This window comes from Rothia sp. HSID18069, from assembly GCF_003989155.1.
GTDB lineage: Bacteria > Actinomycetota > Actinomycetes > Actinomycetales > Micrococcaceae > Rothia > Rothia aeria.
Genome location: NZ_RBMG01000001.1, coordinates 500,534 through 518,458 on the forward strand (window position 1 = coordinate 500,534; position 17,925 = coordinate 518,458).

The following is a 17,925-nucleotide window of genomic DNA, read 5'->3' on the forward strand; positions in this document are numbered from 1 at the left end:
GCATTAAACCGTCACATTTCGTCTCTGAAAGAAGCCTAGGACTTGACAGGGTCTTAGGTGTTTTGCAGACAAAGCACCCCGTAACTGAGCTAGAAAGGGTTTTCGTGTCAACTGCCACCAGCAAGAAAGCCGCAACCAGTGAAGCTACTGATGAGGCTGTAGCCGACACCCCTCAGAAGAAAACCACGCGAACCAAAAAAACCGCCAGCGCCAAATCTACGACCACAAACAGTGAAGGTGCCGGAGCGAAAACCACTAAGACCGCTGCTAAGGCGACAACAACTAAGAAACGTGCGACGAAATCCACGACCAAAGCTGCTGCCGCTAAGGCTTCCAGCAGCGCGGAAGACGGAGCCTCTGACGCCGCCGAGACTGAGACAAAGCCTAAACGCACCCGTAAAACTGCTACCGCTACTAAGGCTAAGGCCGCGCCCAAACGCGGACGCAAGAAGAAAAGCGATGACGAGTTCGACCTTGACCTTGACCCGGACGCCATTGACGGTGAACCCCTAGAATCTGAGGCCGATGAAGAAGCCGAAGAGGATGAAGAAGCCGTCGCCAAAAAGGAAGAGAAAAAAGCCGCCGAAGAAGTGGCGGCTAAAGGCTCTGGCTTCGTGCTGACCGCCAGCGATGATGACGATGCTCCCGCCCAGCGCGTCGTTACTCCCGGCGCAACGGCCGACCCCGTGAAAGACTACCTGAAACAGATCGGTAAAGTCTCACTCCTGAACGCGCAGCAGGAAGTTGATCTTGCGATGCGCATTGAGGCTGGCCTGTATGCGGAGCACAAACTCGCCGACAACCCCGACATGGACCCGAAGCTCAAGAAAGAGCTGCGCTGGGTAATTCACGATGGTAAGCGTGCGAAGAACCACCTGCTGGAAGCGAACCTGCGCCTCGTGGTCTCACTCGCTAAACGCTATACGGGCCGCGGAATGCTATTCCTTGACCTTATTCAGGAAGGTAACCTGGGCCTGATTCGCGCGGTCGAGAAGTTCGACTACTCGAAGGGCTTTAAATTCTCCACCTACGCCACCTGGTGGATTCGTCAGGCGATTACCCGCGCAATGGCGGATCAGGCGCGTACTATTCGTATTCCTGTGCACATGGTTGAGGTTATTAATAAGCTCGCCCGTGTGCAGCGCCAGATGCTTCAGGATTTGGGGCGTGAACCCACCCCCGAAGAGCTTGGTAAAGAGCTGGATATGGCTCCCGAAAAGGTTATTGAGGTGCAGAAGTACGGGCGCGAACCTATTTCTCTGCACACGCCGCTGGGTGAGGACGGCGATTCCGAGTTCGGCGACCTGATTGAGGACTCGGAGGCTGTTGTCCCGGCCGATGCGGTGTCATTCACTCTTCTTCAAGAGCAGCTGCACTCGGTGCTTGATACGCTCTCCGAACGTGAAGCGGGCGTGGTTGCTATGCGATTCGGCATGACCGACGGGCAGCCGAAGACTTTAGACGAAATCGGTAAGGTCTACGGCGTGACACGTGAGCGCATCCGTCAGATCGAATCGAAGACCATGTCGAAACTGCGTCACCCCTCGCGTTCGCAGGTGTTGCGTGACTACCTGGACTAGGGTCTTCGACCTAGCATAAGGCTGCGTGCCACAAACCAATGATGCGGTGCCTGAGCTTGAATAGCTCAGACACCGCATCATTTTTGCATAAATATTCGTTTAGTGGTTAGTTTCTTCCCGGGGAGGGCTTAAGAATTATGGGCATGGGCAGAATGCTTAATAAATACCCACCCCATCGCGGCGGTCGGCACCAGTGCTAGGGCAGCATTGATACCAGGGTGAGTGTTCCCGTTCTGCAGCGTGAGGGTATAAACCCAGGACGCTCCAAAAATGCAGAATGCAAGAATAAGCCACGTGCTCACCGGGTTATTGGGGTCTTCTGGCTTACGGAAATCCGGGTTGAGAAACGCGGTGAGAATAAGCAGGGCGAGGGAGCCCCCAATAGCGAGCCACCCTAATGCGCTGAGAACGCTGAAAACCATCATGAAAAAGGCGCAGAGGAAAAGGAAATAGGGGCCGAAAGTGCCGGTGTTATTCTTCATGGTGCTCACTCCTTGAGGCATCTTTCAATATATTATATATACGACACAATGAATTTTTCTACAGTTTGTGTGTTTTATCTCGCATGGTGGGAATTGCGGGGAGATATATACGAGGAACTCACAAACCGTTACATGCAGCACACAAACATGCTCTAATGGGGTGTGGGCGTACGGCGCCGAAATATTTCAGGATCGTGTTTGGGGCATTGAGGAATATATGACGAATAAACAGGCAGAGATACTAGAACGGGCTCGCGCTTTACTAGCTGAGATGAATGTGGGACACCAAGTTCCCACGATGCGTATCAATACACAATTCGCTAAGTACAAGACGCTGCCGGTCACCGCCTCCAAAATCGGGGGAGTGCCGTACCTACCCAAGGGCCAGGACGGACCCGTAGACGTTAACGGTGAACCTTTGCACATGATTGCGCAGATTAACTGCGCCGATTTGCCACCGAATAGTATTTACCCGGCGGAGGGGCTGCTGCAGTTCTGGATTAGCCCGACCGAGACCGATACGGAAGATTACACCTCATCACGATATGATCGCGTGATCTACTATCCCAAGCTGGGAAAAGCGAACAGGAAGGCTCATAAACTAGTCATTACCGAGGATAATGGCTTTATATGGCCTCTTTTGGGCGGAGAATACGCCCTGAGTTTTGAGCCTGAAAATCTAGAGCCCGGGCTAAAACTCAAACAATACAGTACTGGGCAGTTATTTACGCGGTTGTGGAATGAACGTTATCCGCAGGAGCAGATTGAAAGTCCTTGGGATCTTGATGAACTTGCAGGGCTTGAAGGCGATGACCTTGCGAGTACCTTTTATGAAGATCTTGATCACCACCAGTTGGGCGGTGTTCCCGAGTATATCGACTGGGACCCCCGAGATGACAATGAAGAATGGAAAGACTACACGATTAATCTGCTCACTCTTGTCTCTGCGGATGATGACACCATAACCATCATGTGGGGCGATGCTGGAGTGGCAAACTGGCTGATTACCCCAGAGCAGCTGGAGAATTTAGATTTCTCGAAGGTCTTTTATTCGTGGGATAGCTGCTAAAGAAAATACACTATGAGCACTATTTTTGAGCGGGTCAAGCACCTTAATCATCTGCTGAGCCAGCAGGATTGCAAACCCACTGTGCGCATCATTCCTCGCGCAGTTCAGGGAACTGTGCCGGTGACCGCCTCTAAATGTGGAGGAGTGCCGTACCTGCCCGCCGGGGTTCAGGCCCCCACTAACCAGGATGGTAAGCCGCTGGGTATGGTCGCGCAGATTAACTGTGCTGATTTACCCAAAAATGAGCTTTATCCCAAGACCGGGATACTTCAGTTCTGGCTGGATCCGTATGATGAGCTGGGACTGGGCATCGACCTGAAGAACCCGGTGTCGCAGGTCAATACTCGCGTGATCTATTATCCCCATCATAGGGACACAAACCCGTGCGCCCACACTCTTGTTATGCCAGATCAAGAGAAACAAACCGAGATGGAATTTATGGCCTGGCCGGTACACGTGGATCAGGGATGGGAAATCGGACTCAGCTTCGAAGAAACTTCAGAAGGAATAACCCCACAGAATTGGTGGGCCTACCAAAACCGGTTTGTAGGGTTGTGGAATGAACTATACCCCCAGCAGCCTATCGGCGATTTCGCGGGTATTGATGCATACGCGCCCGCAGATGAGGAACGCCCGAGCGTAATGTTCTACCGCGACATAGATCAGGGAAGGTACCACAAACTTGGCGGGCACCCGGAGTTTACCCAGCAGGACCCGCGTCAAGAGCATGATGGGTTCGATAACTACACAATCAACCTGCTCACCATGTTCTCTGAGGACGCCGAAAAATTTGTTACTGTTTGGGGAGATCAGGGCACTGCAAACTGGCTAATAACCCCGGAACAGCTGAAGAACCGAGACTTCTCGAAAGTCCTTTTTGAATGGTCCTGCGGTTAGCTGCAACTATCAATAAGACTGGTGAAAACGAAAGTCAGGTATTGGGAGGAAAATATTATGGGCCGTACAGTAGCTAAAGAGGCACGGAAAATCGCGGCAGAAATCACTGCCGCCACACGGCAGCCAGTAATCCGTATTAAAACAGCCGGTGCCAAGGCACCGCTGCCAGTGACTACCTCGAAGTTTGGCGGTGCCCCGTACCTGCCTGTCGGGGCTCAGGCACCCACCAATGAAAGCGGGAAACCCTTAGGGATGATCGCGCAGATTAACTGTACTGAATTACCTAAAAATGAGCTTTATCCCAAGACCGGGATACTTCAGTTCTGGATTGATTCCGGCGAAGAAGAAGGCGATGAATACTGGGGTTTCAATGCCAATGATATAGCCAACCAGGCGAATATTCGGGTTATTTACTACCCCCAGGTGGGTGAAGCCACCCCTGCGGGGCACCCCGCAGTCACCGCAGCACGGAGCGAAGACTGGCCTATCTACCCGCCAGAGGCTGAGCTTGCGCTCACTTTTAAGAAAAAACATGAGAGCCTGAGCGACACAAGCCGTGAATTTGAGGCCCGGTTCGTACACCGGTGGAACGAGAAACACCCAGCGCAGACTATTAACGAGGTCTACGAGATAGACCGCCTGCACGATGGGGAGAATATTGCCTACGACCTGACCGACAGCACTGAGTACCATAAGCTTGGCGGGTACCCCAGCTTTGTGCAGAGCGACCCGCGCGAGAACAACCCAGAACTGCAAGAATATACGGTTAACCTGCTCACCATCGCCTCCGAGGAAGCAAAAAATGATGGTGACGGTGACATTATGTGGGGTGATATGGGTACCGCAAACTGGCTGATTACTCCGCAACAATTAGCGGACCGTGACTTCTCACAAGTCCTTTTTGAATGGGACTGCGGGTAAAAACTTAGCAGAGGTGCAGATAAAAGCTAATGCACCGCCGCAAACACAAAACTATGCGTTGACGGCGGGGAATATTTTATTTTCTGCATTGTGCCTTCGGATGCATGACGTACGTGCACGCACCGCGAGAAAAAACGTGCTCTAATAGTGTTCACAGATTTCGCACCAGTACCACTAGAAGCACAGGAGCAGATATGGGAAAAATTCTCGACCAGGCGCGTGAGGTTATTAAACGAATAGAAGAAAATGACCAATCACCCACGGTGCGCATCACAGCCACGGCGGCTGCTGAGCCGCTACCGGTGACATCCTCCAAATTTGGGGGAGTGCCGTACCTGCCCGCTGGGGTGGACGCCCCCGCTAATAAAGAGGGGCAGCCCTTGGGGATGATCGCGCAGATTAACTGTGCCGAGCTGCCTCAGAACACTATTTACCCTGAGTCTGGGATGCTCCAGTTCTGGATTGACCCGGGTGATGAAGAAGCGCTCTGGGGGATGGACGACGCCATTGCCGACCGTACCCAAAACGGCTACCGGGTGATCTACTACCCTGAGTTGGGCGAATCTAACCCGGATGCGCGCGTAGCCAAGGCGAATTGGGACGATTACGGGTGGCCGATTTCTCCCGAAACTGTCGAATATGCGCTCAGCTTTGAGGCGGCATTGGGCGATAAATGGTCGCTGATGAACGAGACCGCCGAAGCTTTGTTTGTTGATACATGGAACGAGCTGTACCCCGAAACACCAATCGAGGATTTCTTTGATGAGATCGACGAGCTGGGCGAAGACCGTGTTACAGACACAATTGACCGGGAAACCGAGGATCAGCTGACCCACAAGATCGGTGGCGAGCCTATTTTCACGCAAAACGACCCCCGCGATTTCGCTGATGATTTGCGGGACTACACGGTGAACCTGCTGACCATGATCTCAGTATCTGACGGTAACTGGGCTGACCCCAACACCCCTACAATCATGTGGGGCGATGTGGGTACCGCAAACTGGCTGATCACCCCCGAACAGCTGAAAAACCGGGACTTTTCGCAAGTTATTTTCGAATGGTCCTGCTGTTAGCCGCACCGGTTTTTCAAAGGATAATGGCGTGCGCTTCCGTATATGAGGCGCGCGCGCCATACACCCTATAAGGAACAAGAACGATGACGATAACAGACAGAGCTCGGTCTGTGGTAGCGCAAATGGTGAACTACCAAAGGGATAAAGTTCCCATTACCGTACGTGCAGCAGATGCGCCGCTGCCGGTGACTGCCTCGAAGTATGGGGGTGTGCCGTACCTGCCCGCCGGGGTGGATGCGCCCCTTGGCTCCGATGGGCAGCCCTTAGGGATGATTGCGCAGATTAACTGTGCCGAGCTGCCGGAGAACACTCTGTACCCCGAGTCTGGGATGCTTCAGTTCTGGCTCAACCCACGGCACCCCCAATGGGGGATGAGCATCAACGATGGGCTGCCCGGGGCAGATGCGCGCGTCATCTACTGGAAAGAACTGGGCGCAGCTAACCCGCACGCCTGCGCCGTTGAGGCAAACTGGGAAGAACACCACTGGCCGATTGACCCGCCCACACGCGAAATATCGCTTATTTTTGGCCCGCCGGAGACGCCAGACCCCATGCTCACCTGGGGAGACCATGAGCGGTTTATTGAGATCTGGAACGAACTCTACCCCGACCAGGCAATTGAAGAAATTGAAGAGCTGGAAGACCTCGTGGAAGAGGCCGAAGAGGACGAGGATATTCTAAGCGCAATAGCCGATGAGGCGGGCTACCACCAGCTGGGCGGGTACCCTGTTTTCTTTGATGACGACCCGCGCCGTAATAACCCCGAGCTAGAAGAATATACGGTGAACCTGCTAACTATGGGCTCGGAGTCGTACCGTCTGGGAAGCACCGAGCTCTTGTGGGGAGACGCCGGGTACGCAAACTGGCTGATCACCCCCGAACAGTTAGCAGCCCGTGATTTCTCGAAGGTTCTTTTCTGGTGGTGGCAGAGCTAAAACACCTAGAGCTGCACATTAGACAGCTAGCCTCTTGGGGCGTGCCAAAGAACGCCTGAGAGGCACCTTGCCAGCAGGCAGGGTATTGGGCAAGACAGCAATATTGCTGAGCCGAGAGACTAAAAACAACTAAGAGAAAGAGCCGTCCACAAGGAGAAGCTATGAACACACCGGTTCGTATCCTTGAACAGATACGCGCAGTGACCCAACTGGTGAACGCGGGCGCGCAGAAACCCGCGCTGCGCATTACTACTAATGTGCCGGATGCCCCGTTGCCGGTGACTGCCTCGAAGTTTGGGGGTGTGCCGTACCTGCCCGCTGGGGTGGATGCGCCCCTTGGCTCCGACGGGCAGCCCTTAGGGATGATTGCGCAGATTAATTGTGCCGAGCTGCCGGAGAACACTCTGTACCCCGAGTCCGGGATGCTTCAGTTTTGGATTGCCCCGCGCCCCGGCTGGGGTGCCGACCCTACCGCACCGAGCAGCCCCCTCAACAACCGGGTGATATATTACCCCGAACTCACAGACCCCAATCCGCACGCCCAATCGGCACATATCGACTGGGAGGCCGACAAGTTTCCTGAATACGTGTGGCCCATACGACGGGGCACCCCGGAACTGGCGTTAAAGTTCGCGTCTGCGCTTCATAACCCGCTTCAGTATCTGCGTGAACCGTTTGATGAGCTTTTCACACAGTACTGGAACGAGAGGTACCCTGCACAACCCATTGATGGGTATGAGGACGCCATTAGTCTGGGCCGCGCCACAGGCGGGGGCGGGGTAAACATTGTGGAAGAGCCCGACGCAGACGACATTATCACCCAGCTGGGCGGGTACCCCGAAACATTTAACGATGACCCAAGGCAGCATCCGGCCCTTGCTAAGGGTTACACGTTCAACTTACTCACCATGGGAACAGAGTACGAACTAGACCCTGATGTGAAGTGGGGGTATTTTGGGGCCGCGAACTGGCTGATCGCCCCAGAGAAGTTAGCCTCACGCGATTTCTCCGATATTTACTATGAATGGGATGAACACCCCGCTAAACTTCGGTGGAGCTAAAAACTCCCCACCCGCTGCGGAACGAGCGATAAACCGGGGCGGTAAACAACAATAAACGGCGCGCACCCTGAAAAGTTCAGGGTGCGCGCCGCAACAACAAGAAACTTACAGGTGGGAGGTCTGATCATCCCAGGTAGTGCCCGCAATAGCCTTCACCCCGGCCTCGTTTGCGCGAGCGTGGTGGCCGCAGAACAGCAGGTCATGACCCGAAGGAAGTACAGCCCGAACATAAGCCTGCGCGCCGCACACATCGCAGCGGTCACGGGAGGTCAGCTGACGTACCTTAGCGGGGTCGAGAGTGGAGTTCACGGTCATTGTTCACCCTTCAAAAATGTAGAGAAACGAGTGCTAACTCTATGCAACCATAAACCCACCTGCTGAGCCCACCCTCTTAGTCACCTTTCGCTCTGAGCGTCCGAACTGCACCCGGACTACAAATAGCACCACATTGCCTTTACCAGGGGAGAGGGGAGAGCAACCCCTTTTACCAGGTGCTGGTTCGGCGTGGGCGCGCCCGACAATGACCTGCTAAGCCGCTTCTGGGCACAAGCCACGATAGAATAGACCTACGAAGAAAACCGTTGTGAAAGGGAAAGACTTGGCCGCGTCGAACTACACCGCCCGCCACCTCTCGGTACTTGAAGGTTTAGAAGCGGTGCGCAAGCGCCCCGGCATGTATATTGGCTCGACCGACTCGCGCGGGCTCATGCACTGCCTGTGGGAGATTATCGACAACTCTGTTGATGAGGCATTGGCGGGGTACGGTCAGTCAATCCAGATTATTCTGCACCGTGACGGTTCGGTAGAGGTGCAGGACGACGGCCGGGGCATCCCCACCGATATTGAGCCGCGCACCGGACTGTCGGGCCTGGAGGTGGTCTTTACCAAGCTGCACGCGGGCGGCAAATTCGGCGGCGGCTCGTACACGGCCTCCGGCGGTCTGCACGGGGTGGGTGCCTCCGTGGTAAACGCGCTGTCATCCCGCCTGGATGTGCAGGTGGATCGCGGCAGTAAAACCTATCAGATGTCGTTCCGCCACGGCATGCCTGGGCGGTTCGACTCGAGCCGTACCCCCAAACCGGAGGACACGTTCACCCCGGCCGCAGAAGGCGCCGAGGCGCTGCAGATTGTGGGCAGAGCAAAACGGGGTGTCACCGGAACCCGCGTGCGCTACTGGGCTGACCCGCAGATCTTTACCCCTGATGCACGGTTCAGCTACGAAGATCTGGTTTCACGCGCCCGGCAGACCTCGTTCCTGATTCCCGGGCTGCGCATCGCCATTAGGGACGAACGCCGAGTGCCCGGAACCCCCGGCGAGTTCGGCCCCCACGAAGAAGTTTTTCAACATGATGGCGGCATTAGTGAGTTCGTAGAGTTCTTAGCGCATGACAGCGCGGTAACCGATATCTGGCGGTTTACCGGGCGTGGCTCATTCACCGAAACCGTGCCCGTGCTGGGGGAGGACGGGCGCTCCCAGCTCACCGACGTGGAACGTGAATGCGAAGTTGATATTGCCCTGCGCTGGGGGATAGGGTACGAGACCACTATCCGTAGTTTCGTCAATATTATTGCCACCCCCAAAGGCGGCACCCACACCACCGGGTTTGAGCAGGGGCTGCTGCGCACCTTCCGCAAACATCTGGCCGATAATGCCCGCAGGTTCAAAGTCGGTAACGACAAGATCGAGAAAGACGATGCGCTGGCCGGGTTAACGGCGGTGCTGACGGTGCGCCTGGCCGAGCCGCAATTTGAGGGGCAGACCAAAGAGATTCTGGGAACCCCGGCGGTGCGGCAGATTGTGCTGAAAGTGGTATCTGACCAGCTTAAGGCGCGCCTGCAGGCGACCGGCCGGGCCGATAAGGCGCAGGCAAATGCCCTGTGCGAGAAGGTTGTCTCGGAGATGAAAACCCGCATCTCGGCGCGGGTGCATAAAGAGGCGCAACGCCGTAAAACCGCCCTGGAATCCTCGTCAATGCCGACCAAGCTGGTGGACTGCCGCTCGGGGAACGTGGAACATTCTGAACTGTTTATTGTGGAGGGTGACTCCGCACTGGGCACAGCCCGCCTGGCGCGGTCTTCCTCATACCAGGCGCTGCTGCCGATTCGCGGTAAAATCCTGAACACCCAGCGCGCCTCGGTCTCTGATATGCTCGCCAACGCCGAATGCGCAGCGCTGATCCAGGTGATTGGTGCAGGTTCCGGGCGAACCTTCGACCTTCAGGCAGCCCGCTACGGCAAAGTGATTATGATGACCGATGCTGACGTGGACGGGGCGCACATCCGCACCCTGCTGCTGACCCTGTTTTACCGGTATATGCGCCCGCTCATTGAGGACGGGCGTGTGTATGCCGCCGTGCCGCCGCTGCACCGGGTGGAGGTTATTAACCGGGGCAAGCCTAATGAGATGGTGTATACCTACTCGGAGCGGGAACTGCATGAGCTGCTTGATAGGCTTACTGCTGAAGGTAAGGGGTATAAGGAGCCGATTCAGCGGTATAAGGGCTTGGGCGAGATGGACGCCGACCAGCTGGCTGAGACTACTATGGACCCGCGCCACCGTATGCTGCGGCGCATCCGGGTGGAGGATGCGGAGGCGGCAGAGCGCGCTTTTGCCCTGCTCATGGGGTCGGAGGTGGCCCCGCGTAAGGAGTTCATTATTGCTGGTGCACACCAGCTGGATCAGGAAAATATCGACATCTAGCACACCCTGAACACAAAATGGTGACAATACTCACTGTGTGTTTTCTCATAGATAGTTTGTGACTGTAACAAAGTGGCTGTTTAGTGCTTGCAAAAGCACTATTCGGGCCACTTTTGTTCGTTTCCCGGCCCGCCTGCCAGGGGATGGGGTCTGCGGGGCATGGTTTGTTGCCGTTCATGCCGCGACGGAATGTGCCTATAAATAATGATTTACGGGTAAATACTTTCAAAAAGATGATAGCGTTTAATCCACCTTTAGACCCTAGTCAAGCCTCACCCCGACCCCTCAAAATTCGCATGATTTATGCCGAAAATAAAAGGTTGTAGTGTAAGAGGCATTGCACTTATATAATCGCCGGATCTATGGCAGATCCGGCGACAACCACATAAGCACTACACACTAAGAAAAGGACCGCTATGGATCCCCTTGATGTTGGGCGGTGGCAGTTTGGCATCACCACCGTGTACCACTTCTTCATGGTGCCGCTAACTCTCGGGTTGGGTATGGTCGTCACCTACCTGTACCTGCGTTACGTCTTCACCAAAAAAGACGAATACAAGCGCATGACAAAGTTCTGGGGCAAACTGTACCTCATTAACTTCATTATGGGTGTGGCCACCGGCCTGGTGCAGGAATTCCAGTTCGGCATGGCCTGGAGCGAGTACTCCCGATTCGTGGGCGACGTCTTCGGCGCCCCCCTAGCGATGGAAGGGCTGTTCGCGTTCTTCGTCGAATCAACCTTCTTAGGCCTGTGGATCTTTGGCTGGGACAAACTCAAGCCCAAGGTACACGCCTTCTGCCTTTTCGCCGCCGTAGCAGGCTCATGGATCTCGGCGTACTTCATCCTCGCCGCGAACTCGTGGATGCAGCACCCCGTCGGCGTTGAAATGATCGATGGCCGCCCCCGCCTCGTCGATATCTGGGCTGTGCTCACCAATAACACTGCGCTGCTGACCTTCCCCCACGTGATCTTCGGTGCTATCCAGGTTGCTGGCGGGTTCATGGTCGGAATCGCCTGGTACAAGCTGTGGCGCCGCCGCAAAGACGGCATCGACACCGTAGAGGACGGCAAAGTTGTGGTCGGCGACGCCGAAGTCGGAGGCCGCGACAAGAAAGACTACCTGGTGTGGTTCCGCTCCCTGCGAGTAGGCGCCGTGGTAGGCCTCATCGGCTTTATGGGCGTGGGGCTTAGCGGGCACATGCAAGCGCAGCTGATGATCCACCAGCAGCCCCTGAAAATGGCGGCCGCCGAGGCAGCCTGCCACGACGGCACCGGCTTCTCGGTCCTGTCCATATCATCCCCTGGCGCGCAGGACTGCGACAAAGTACACGCCGTCCTTGAGGTACCCGGCGCCCTCTCTTTCCTAGCGCACGATAACTTCACCACCGAGGTGAAAGGCGTGAACACCCTGCTGCCCGAATACAAAGAAAAGTACGGCACGCACCTGGCCAACAACCCCCTCTACGGTGAACGCGCAGGCCAAGAAATCCAGTACCTGCCGCTCATGGAAGTCACCTACTACGGGTTCCGCGGCATGATCACCTTCGGCGGTATCGGCGCCCTCTCATACGTATACGTACTGTGGGTGACCCGCAAGAAAGGAACCGGCACCGTCCCAGAAGCTAAATGGTTGAAGAACCTCGCAATCCTGGGTATTCTCGCCCCGTTCTTCGGCAACGCCCTGGGGTGGATCTTCACCGAAATGGGCCGCCAGCCGTTCGTGGTGGCACCCAACCCTGAAGGCGACCCCGCCGTCATGATGTTCACCGCCGCCGCCGTCTCACCCGGTGTTTCAGGCGAAGAGATCCTGTTCTCCCTGATCTCCCTCGGGGCGGTATACGGCATCCTGATGGTAGTCGAAATCTACCTACTGGTTAAATATGTGAAATCCGGTGTGGTGGCCGCAATGCCCGAACTCGTGCAATCCCACCATGACGACGCCGACAAAGACAGCGCCGCGCAACGGGACGTGCTGGAGTTCGCCTACTAGGCGCCAAGGATTGAAGGACTCAACATCATGAACTTCGACTTTAATATTTTCGCGGGCCAGCCGACACTACCAACCATCTGGTTCGTGGTGGTTGGCGTGTTCTGGATCGGCTACCTCATCCTTGACAGCTTCGATTTGGGCGTGGGGATGCTCATGAGCCGTTTCTTCGCCAAGAACGAGCAGGAACGCCGCCTGCTGCTGAACACTATCGGCCCCGTCTGGGACGGCAACGAAGTGTGGGTGGTCACCGGCGGCGCGGCAACATTCGCCGCATTCCCGCTATGGTACGCGTCCCTGTTCTCGGCACTGTACGTTCCGCTGACACTGGCGCTGCTGGCACTGATTTTCCGTGCGGTCGCCATCGAATACCGCGGCAAGAAAAACGACGAACGCTGGATTAACGGGTGGAACACCGCCATCTCAGTATCCTCGTTCTTCATCGCCCTGCTGGTGGGGGCGCTGCTGGCGCTCACCTCAATCGGGCTGCCCATTAACAGCAACGGCGACCGCGTGGGCGGTGCCTTCGCCTGGGCAAGCTGGCCCGTACTCCTGGGCGGGCTGTCACTGGTAGGGTTTTCCCTCATGCAGGGGCTCGCATTCGTGGCACTCAAAACCGACGGGGAAATCCGGCATCGTGCCCGCGCAGCCCTAGTGCGCCTGCTGCCGATCGCCCTGCTGCCAATTACCGGGTGGGTGCTGTACATGCAATTCACCACCGGCAACGGGGTGTCATGGCTGTGCACGATACTGGCGGTTGTGGCCGTGGCCCTAGGCTGGCTGAGCGCTAAAGCAGGACGCGAAGGCCGTGCATTCGCGGGGCTGAGCCTATTCATAGCGTTCGGTGCGCTGGCTATCTTCACCGCACTGTACCCGAACGTGCTGCCCTCCACCCTGGACGCCTCCCACTCGCTCACCATTGCGAACGCCTCCAGCTCCGAATACACCCTGGGTGTGATGAGCGTGGTTGGGCTCATGGGCCTGCCCGTTATTCTGGTGTACCAGGGCTGGACGTACTGGGTGTTCCGCAAACGCCTGCGCGTTGAACACATCCCGGCCGCACACGACGCCACCGACCTGGCAAAACTGCCCAATAAGGTAGCGGCGGAATAGAAACCAGCGAAACCGGCCCCTTAGCAGCTGACAAACACGCCCCCGCATCATAGGCCCAAAGCCACGATGCGGGGGCGTGGCCATAAGAGAACCAATAACAGCCCGATCACCTGCTGCAACAGCCTGGCAGCACCACCGACACCACCCAGCTACACCCCGTGCATAAGACGGCCAGGTGGTGAGCGGCGGGTCATAAATACCTACGCACCCCAACGGGTGAAACCTCCCGGAATGTTCCCTAAAATATGGGGTGTATGAGACAGCCCGCAAGGGCCAACAACCCGGGGAACAAGAAGAGAGCCCAACGGTGAGCACACACTCAACTAAAAACACCACACGTGCGGGCGCCACACGCACCGCACCACCCTCGAACGGGGCAGCCACTAAGCGCGGCAACAAACGCCCGCCACTAGGGCCTAACGCCCGCAAAAACCTGGGCGTATTCGCCGTGCTCACCATGGCGCACACCCTCGCCACCGTCATCTTCAGCGCAGCCCTCGCATCCGCCATAGCACGGGCCGCACACGCCGGGTTCGCTGCGCTCGCCGCCGAACACGAACGCCGCAAACACACCTCAACCCCCGAAGAGTACCGGGCGCTCATCGAATTCGCCGGGGACTCCCAAGCCAAACTTGACGGCACGCTCGGGTGGCTTCTCGGCGACGGGGACGGCATCACCATTACGCTTATTATCTGCGGGGTGCTGGCGCTCCTGGCCCGCGCCGGATTCGAGTACCTGCTCACCCTCAGCGCCCAGAAAGCCGCATCCGGGGCGAAATCAAGTATTCGGCGGCAGCTGCTGCAGCGGGTGCTCGCAACCGGCGGGGCCGACACCCCCGAAGGCACCGCCGCCACCGCCGTGCTCATCTCACGCGGGCTGGACGCACTCGATAACTACTACACCAAAACCCTCACCGCATTCGTCAGCTCCGCCGCAGTGCCCGCCACCCTGTGGGTTGTTCTGCTGCTTTTAGACCCTATAAGCGCCATCACCGTGGCCTGCACCCTGCCGCTCATCCCGCTCTTCATGGTGCTCATCGGCAAAACCACGCGTGAAGACACCGCCGCCGCACAATCCGAACTGCACCGCCTCTCAGACCACATTCTTGAACTGGTGCGCGGGCTGCCGGTGCTCATCGGGTTAGGGCGGGAACGCGCCCAGACCCGTGCATTAGCGGCAATCGGCGAGAAATACCGTGCCCGCACCATGCACACCCTGCGCAGTGCCTTCATGTCATCCCTCGCGCTGGAACTCATCACCACCATCTCGGTGGCCCTGGTGGCTGTGCTCATTGGTGTGCGCCTGGTAAACGGGCAGATGGGGCTAGACACCGCCATCCTGGTGCTGCTGCTCGCCCCCGAATGCTACCAGCCGCTGCGGGATGTTGGCGCCGCCTACCACCAGTCAGAAGACGGGGTAGCCGCGCTGCGGGCCGCCCAGAACATTATTGATGCACCCCAGCCAGCGGACACCACCCACGAGGCACCGCACAGTAACGAGCAGAACGGTAAAGGCCTGACGGTTGAGAAACTGACCGTCGCCTACCCCGGCCGCGGCACAGTACTCAGCAACCTCAGCTTCACCCTGCCCAGTAGCCAAGAACGCGGGGGAGCGGGCACCATCCTGGGGATTACAGGACCCTCAGGATGCGGCAAATCAACCCTGCTCGGCGTGCTGTCCGGGGCGGTACGTGAGGGCCTGGTACCCACCGGCGCATCAGAGCCCGTGCATGTGGGCGGTGCCGTCAGCGGGGTGGGGCACACCCTTATGATCGCGCAGTCACCGCAGTTCGCCGCGCCCACAGTACTGCTGGAGATGGCCCTCTACGCCTTCAGCGCCTCTAAGAGCGAGCAGGAGTACGCCGCGCAGCTACTCGCGGCAGACACCGAATTTGCCCCCTCCGACACGGTGCTCCTTACCGGCTATCTGGCTGAGCTGGGCCTTGAAAACCTCGCCGAACAAGCCCCCGAATCGCTCAGCGCGGGCCAGGCCCGCCGGTTAGCGATCGCCCGCACCCTCGCCCGCGCCGACGCCCTATACCGGGCCGCAGCCGCCGATGAGCACCACCGTGATGAAGCCTCCGCCCGCCAGCGGCCCCGCCTGAGTGTGCTCGTGGATGAACCCACCGCCCACCTGGACGCACACGCCGCACATCTGGTGACCCGCGCCTTAGGGGCGCTGGCGGCACGCGGTGCGAACGTGCTCATCGTCACCCACGAGGGGGAACTGGCCGAGCACTGCGCCCTCTGGCTGCGGGCAGACGCGTACCACGGCGGCGGCTACCGTTGGGCGCTTAAAACAAACCCGGCACCTGCCCCAATCCCCGCGTCCGCACCACCAGCGCAGACGCACACACCGGAGACAGCAACAGACAAAACCCTGCCCAGCAGCCCCGCAGAGCCCGGCACGGCCCCCGGTGTTCTTGCAACCCTCAAAACCCTGCGCGGGCTCACGAAAATAGGTGTGCTCAAAGCCTCCGGGCCCGTCATGATGGCGGCAGCAACCTCACTCGCGGCCGTTGCCCTCACCGCCCTCTCCGGGTGGCTGATTGTGCGCGCCGCCGAAGGCCCCGCCATGATGTACCTGATGGTCGCCATCGTGGGTGTGCGGTTCTTCGGGCTGGGGCGCGCCACCGCACGCTACGCTGAGCGTCTGCTCACCCACTCGCGGGTACTTGCCGCCGCTAACACCCTGCGCCTGCGCGCATGGGCGGGGGCGTACCGTAATATCGGCAGTGTGCGCGCCCTGCTGCGCGGCGACGCCCTGCTGGAGCGGCTCATCGGCGGCATTGATGAGCTGCGCGACGGCATACCGCGCGTGATTCTGCCGCCCGCCGCGCACCTGCTGGTGATGGCCGTGGCACTGGTGAGCACCTGGGTGATTCTGCCGCAGGCGCTGGGGCCGGTGGCGCTCGCGGCGTTTATCACAACTGTGCTGGCCCCGTGGGTGGTGCTGCGTGCGGATGCCCGCGCTGAGGGGGTTTCGCGCGCATCGACCGCGCAGCTGATGCGGTTGAGCACCAGTCTGCTTGGTGCCGCAGAGGATGCGCGGGCTAACGGGGTGTCGCAGACGGCGGTTGCCGCCGCCGCGCGGGTGGACGCGCGGAATCTGCGGGCACTGACCCGGGGGGCGTACGCGCAGGGGGTGGGGCGTGCCCTAGCTGTTGTGGCCTGGTTTGGTGCGGCGCTGTGGTGCGCGGTCATTGCGTACCCGCTGGCGGTGTCGGGCACGGTGGGGGCGCCGGAGTCGGCGATTGTGGTGCTCATGTGTACCGGCATGATTGAGAGCACCGTGGGGCATCTTGAGGCGGTGCGTTCGTGGCCCGCTTTTGCGCGTCTGGTGGCCCGGATCGCCCCCGATGTGGCGGCTGAGGCGGATATCCCTGACCTCACAGACGACGAGGAAGCCGCTAACCGTGCCCACTCCCCGGTGCTCGCTCCTGCGTCTGGGCGGGGGCCCGCCTTGGAGCTTGCGAACGCCGCCGCACGCTGGCCCGGCATGGAGACCCCTGTCTTTGAGGGCCTTACCGTGAGCGCGCGTGCGGGGGAGTGGACTGGCGTTACCGGGCCGTCGGGTTCGGGTAAGAGCACTGTTTTAGCGAGTCTGCTGGGGTTTTTGCCGCTGGAGGCCGGGCAGGTTCGCGCGCACGGTCAGGTGCTGGATGCTGAGCGGGTGCGCGGTTACGCGGCGTGGTGCCCGCAGGCGGCGCATATTTTTGAGTCCACCCTTGAGGGTAACCTGCTGCTGGCTCGTGACCGTTCGCAGCGTCCCACCCAGCAGCAGATGGTGGCTGTGCTGCGCCGGGTGGGGCTGGGGCAGTGGTACGATACGCTGCCTGAGGGGTTACGCACCCGGGTGGGCGCTGGCGGCGGGTTCCTGTCGGGCGGGCAGCGGCAGCGTCTTGCGGTTGCTCGTGCTCTGCTTGTAGATTCCCCGGTGCTTCTGCTGGATGAGCCGACCGCGCATCTGGACTCTGAATCAGCCGCAGCTCTCATGGCTGATCTGGACGCGGCAACCCGCACCGGCGGTACGGCAACTGTTTTGGTCTCGCACCGCCCCGAAGACATTGCCCGCTGCGATACGGTTGTTACCTTGGAATAGGTC

Annotated in this window: 13 protein-coding genes; 11 read left to right on the plus strand and 2 right to left on the minus strand. The window is 58.4% G+C overall.

What is annotated here, in order from left to right:
- The first annotated feature begins 104 nt into the window (after positions 1–104).
- Positions 105–1,580, plus strand: a complete 1,476-nt coding sequence (locus D8M41_RS02300) for an RNA polymerase sigma factor (RefSeq protein WP_126500236.1) — start codon at positions 105–107, stop codon at positions 1,578–1,580.
- 128 nt (positions 1,581–1,708) lie between these two features.
- On the opposite strand, the gene D8M41_RS02305 is transcribed toward D8M41_RS02300, so the two are convergent.
- A complete protein-coding gene (locus tag D8M41_RS02305) occupies positions 1,709–2,062 on the minus strand; it encodes a hypothetical protein (protein ID WP_037235002.1) in 354 nt (117 codons plus the stop codon).
- Between the two features lie 217 nt (positions 2,063–2,279).
- On the opposite strand from D8M41_RS02305, the gene D8M41_RS02310 reads away from it, so the two are divergent.
- The 6 genes from D8M41_RS02310 to D8M41_RS02335 all read left to right on the plus strand — a co-directional run bounded on the left by D8M41_RS02310 (position 2,280) and on the right by D8M41_RS02335 (position 8,018).
- The gene (locus D8M41_RS02310) at positions 2,280–3,131 is read left to right on the plus strand and encodes a YwqG family protein (RefSeq protein WP_126926323.1); all 852 of its coding nucleotides are present in this window, start codon (positions 2,280–2,282) and stop codon (positions 3,129–3,131) included.
- 12 nt (positions 3,132–3,143) lie between these two features.
- Complete coding sequence (locus D8M41_RS02315) at positions 3,144–4,028, plus strand: YwqG family protein (RefSeq protein ID WP_126926324.1); 885 nt, start codon at positions 3,144–3,146, stop codon at positions 4,026–4,028.
- 57 nt (positions 4,029–4,085) lie between these two features.
- A complete protein-coding gene (locus D8M41_RS02320) occupies positions 4,086–4,949 on the plus strand; it encodes a YwqG family protein (RefSeq protein WP_174232402.1) in 864 nt (287 codons plus the stop codon).
- 194 nt (positions 4,950–5,143) lie between these two features.
- The gene (locus D8M41_RS02325) at positions 5,144–6,022 is read left to right on the plus strand and encodes a YwqG family protein (protein WP_126926325.1); all 879 of its coding nucleotides are present in this window, start codon (positions 5,144–5,146) and stop codon (positions 6,020–6,022) included.
- 83 nt (positions 6,023–6,105) lie between these two features.
- Entirely contained in the window at positions 6,106–6,957 is an 852-nt protein-coding gene (locus tag D8M41_RS02330) for a YwqG family protein (RefSeq protein ID WP_126926326.1), read from the plus strand.
- A gap of 161 nt (positions 6,958–7,118) precedes the next feature.
- Positions 7,119–8,018 (plus strand): YwqG family protein, encoded by a 900-nt coding sequence (locus D8M41_RS02335; RefSeq protein WP_126926327.1) that lies wholly within the window; start codon positions 7,119–7,121, stop codon positions 8,016–8,018.
- A 105-nt stretch (positions 8,019–8,123) separates the two neighbouring features.
- Here the strand turns inward: D8M41_RS02335 and D8M41_RS02340 are convergent, their stop codons facing one another.
- Complete coding sequence (locus D8M41_RS02340) at positions 8,124–8,333, minus strand: DUF7455 domain-containing protein (RefSeq protein WP_037235017.1); 210 nt, start codon at positions 8,331–8,333, stop codon at positions 8,124–8,126.
- 283 nt (positions 8,334–8,616) lie between these two features.
- Between D8M41_RS02340 and D8M41_RS02345 the strand changes: the two genes are divergently transcribed.
- From D8M41_RS02345 to cydC, 4 genes are all read left to right on the plus strand, one after another.
- Positions 8,617–10,719: a DNA gyrase/topoisomerase IV subunit B gene (locus D8M41_RS02345; RefSeq protein WP_037235312.1), complete on the plus strand. Its 2,103-nt coding sequence runs from the start codon at positions 8,617–8,619 to the stop codon at positions 10,717–10,719.
- Positions 10,720–11,135: 416 nt separating this feature from the next.
- Positions 11,136–12,710 (plus strand): cytochrome ubiquinol oxidase subunit I, encoded by a 1,575-nt coding sequence (locus tag D8M41_RS02350; protein ID WP_094757743.1) that lies wholly within the window; start codon positions 11,136–11,138, stop codon positions 12,708–12,710.
- Between the two features lie 27 nt (positions 12,711–12,737).
- Positions 12,738–13,820 carry a cytochrome d ubiquinol oxidase subunit II gene (gene cydB / locus D8M41_RS02355; RefSeq protein ID WP_006887380.1) on the plus strand — a complete coding sequence of 361 codons (1,083 nt, stop codon included), beginning with the start codon at positions 12,738–12,740 and terminating at the stop codon, positions 13,818–13,820.
- Between the two features lie 307 nt (positions 13,821–14,127).
- Positions 14,128–17,922 (plus strand): thiol reductant ABC exporter subunit CydC, encoded by a 3,795-nt coding sequence (gene cydC / locus D8M41_RS02360; protein WP_126926328.1) that lies wholly within the window; start codon positions 14,128–14,130, stop codon positions 17,920–17,922.
- Positions 17,923–17,925 lie beyond the last annotated feature (3 nt).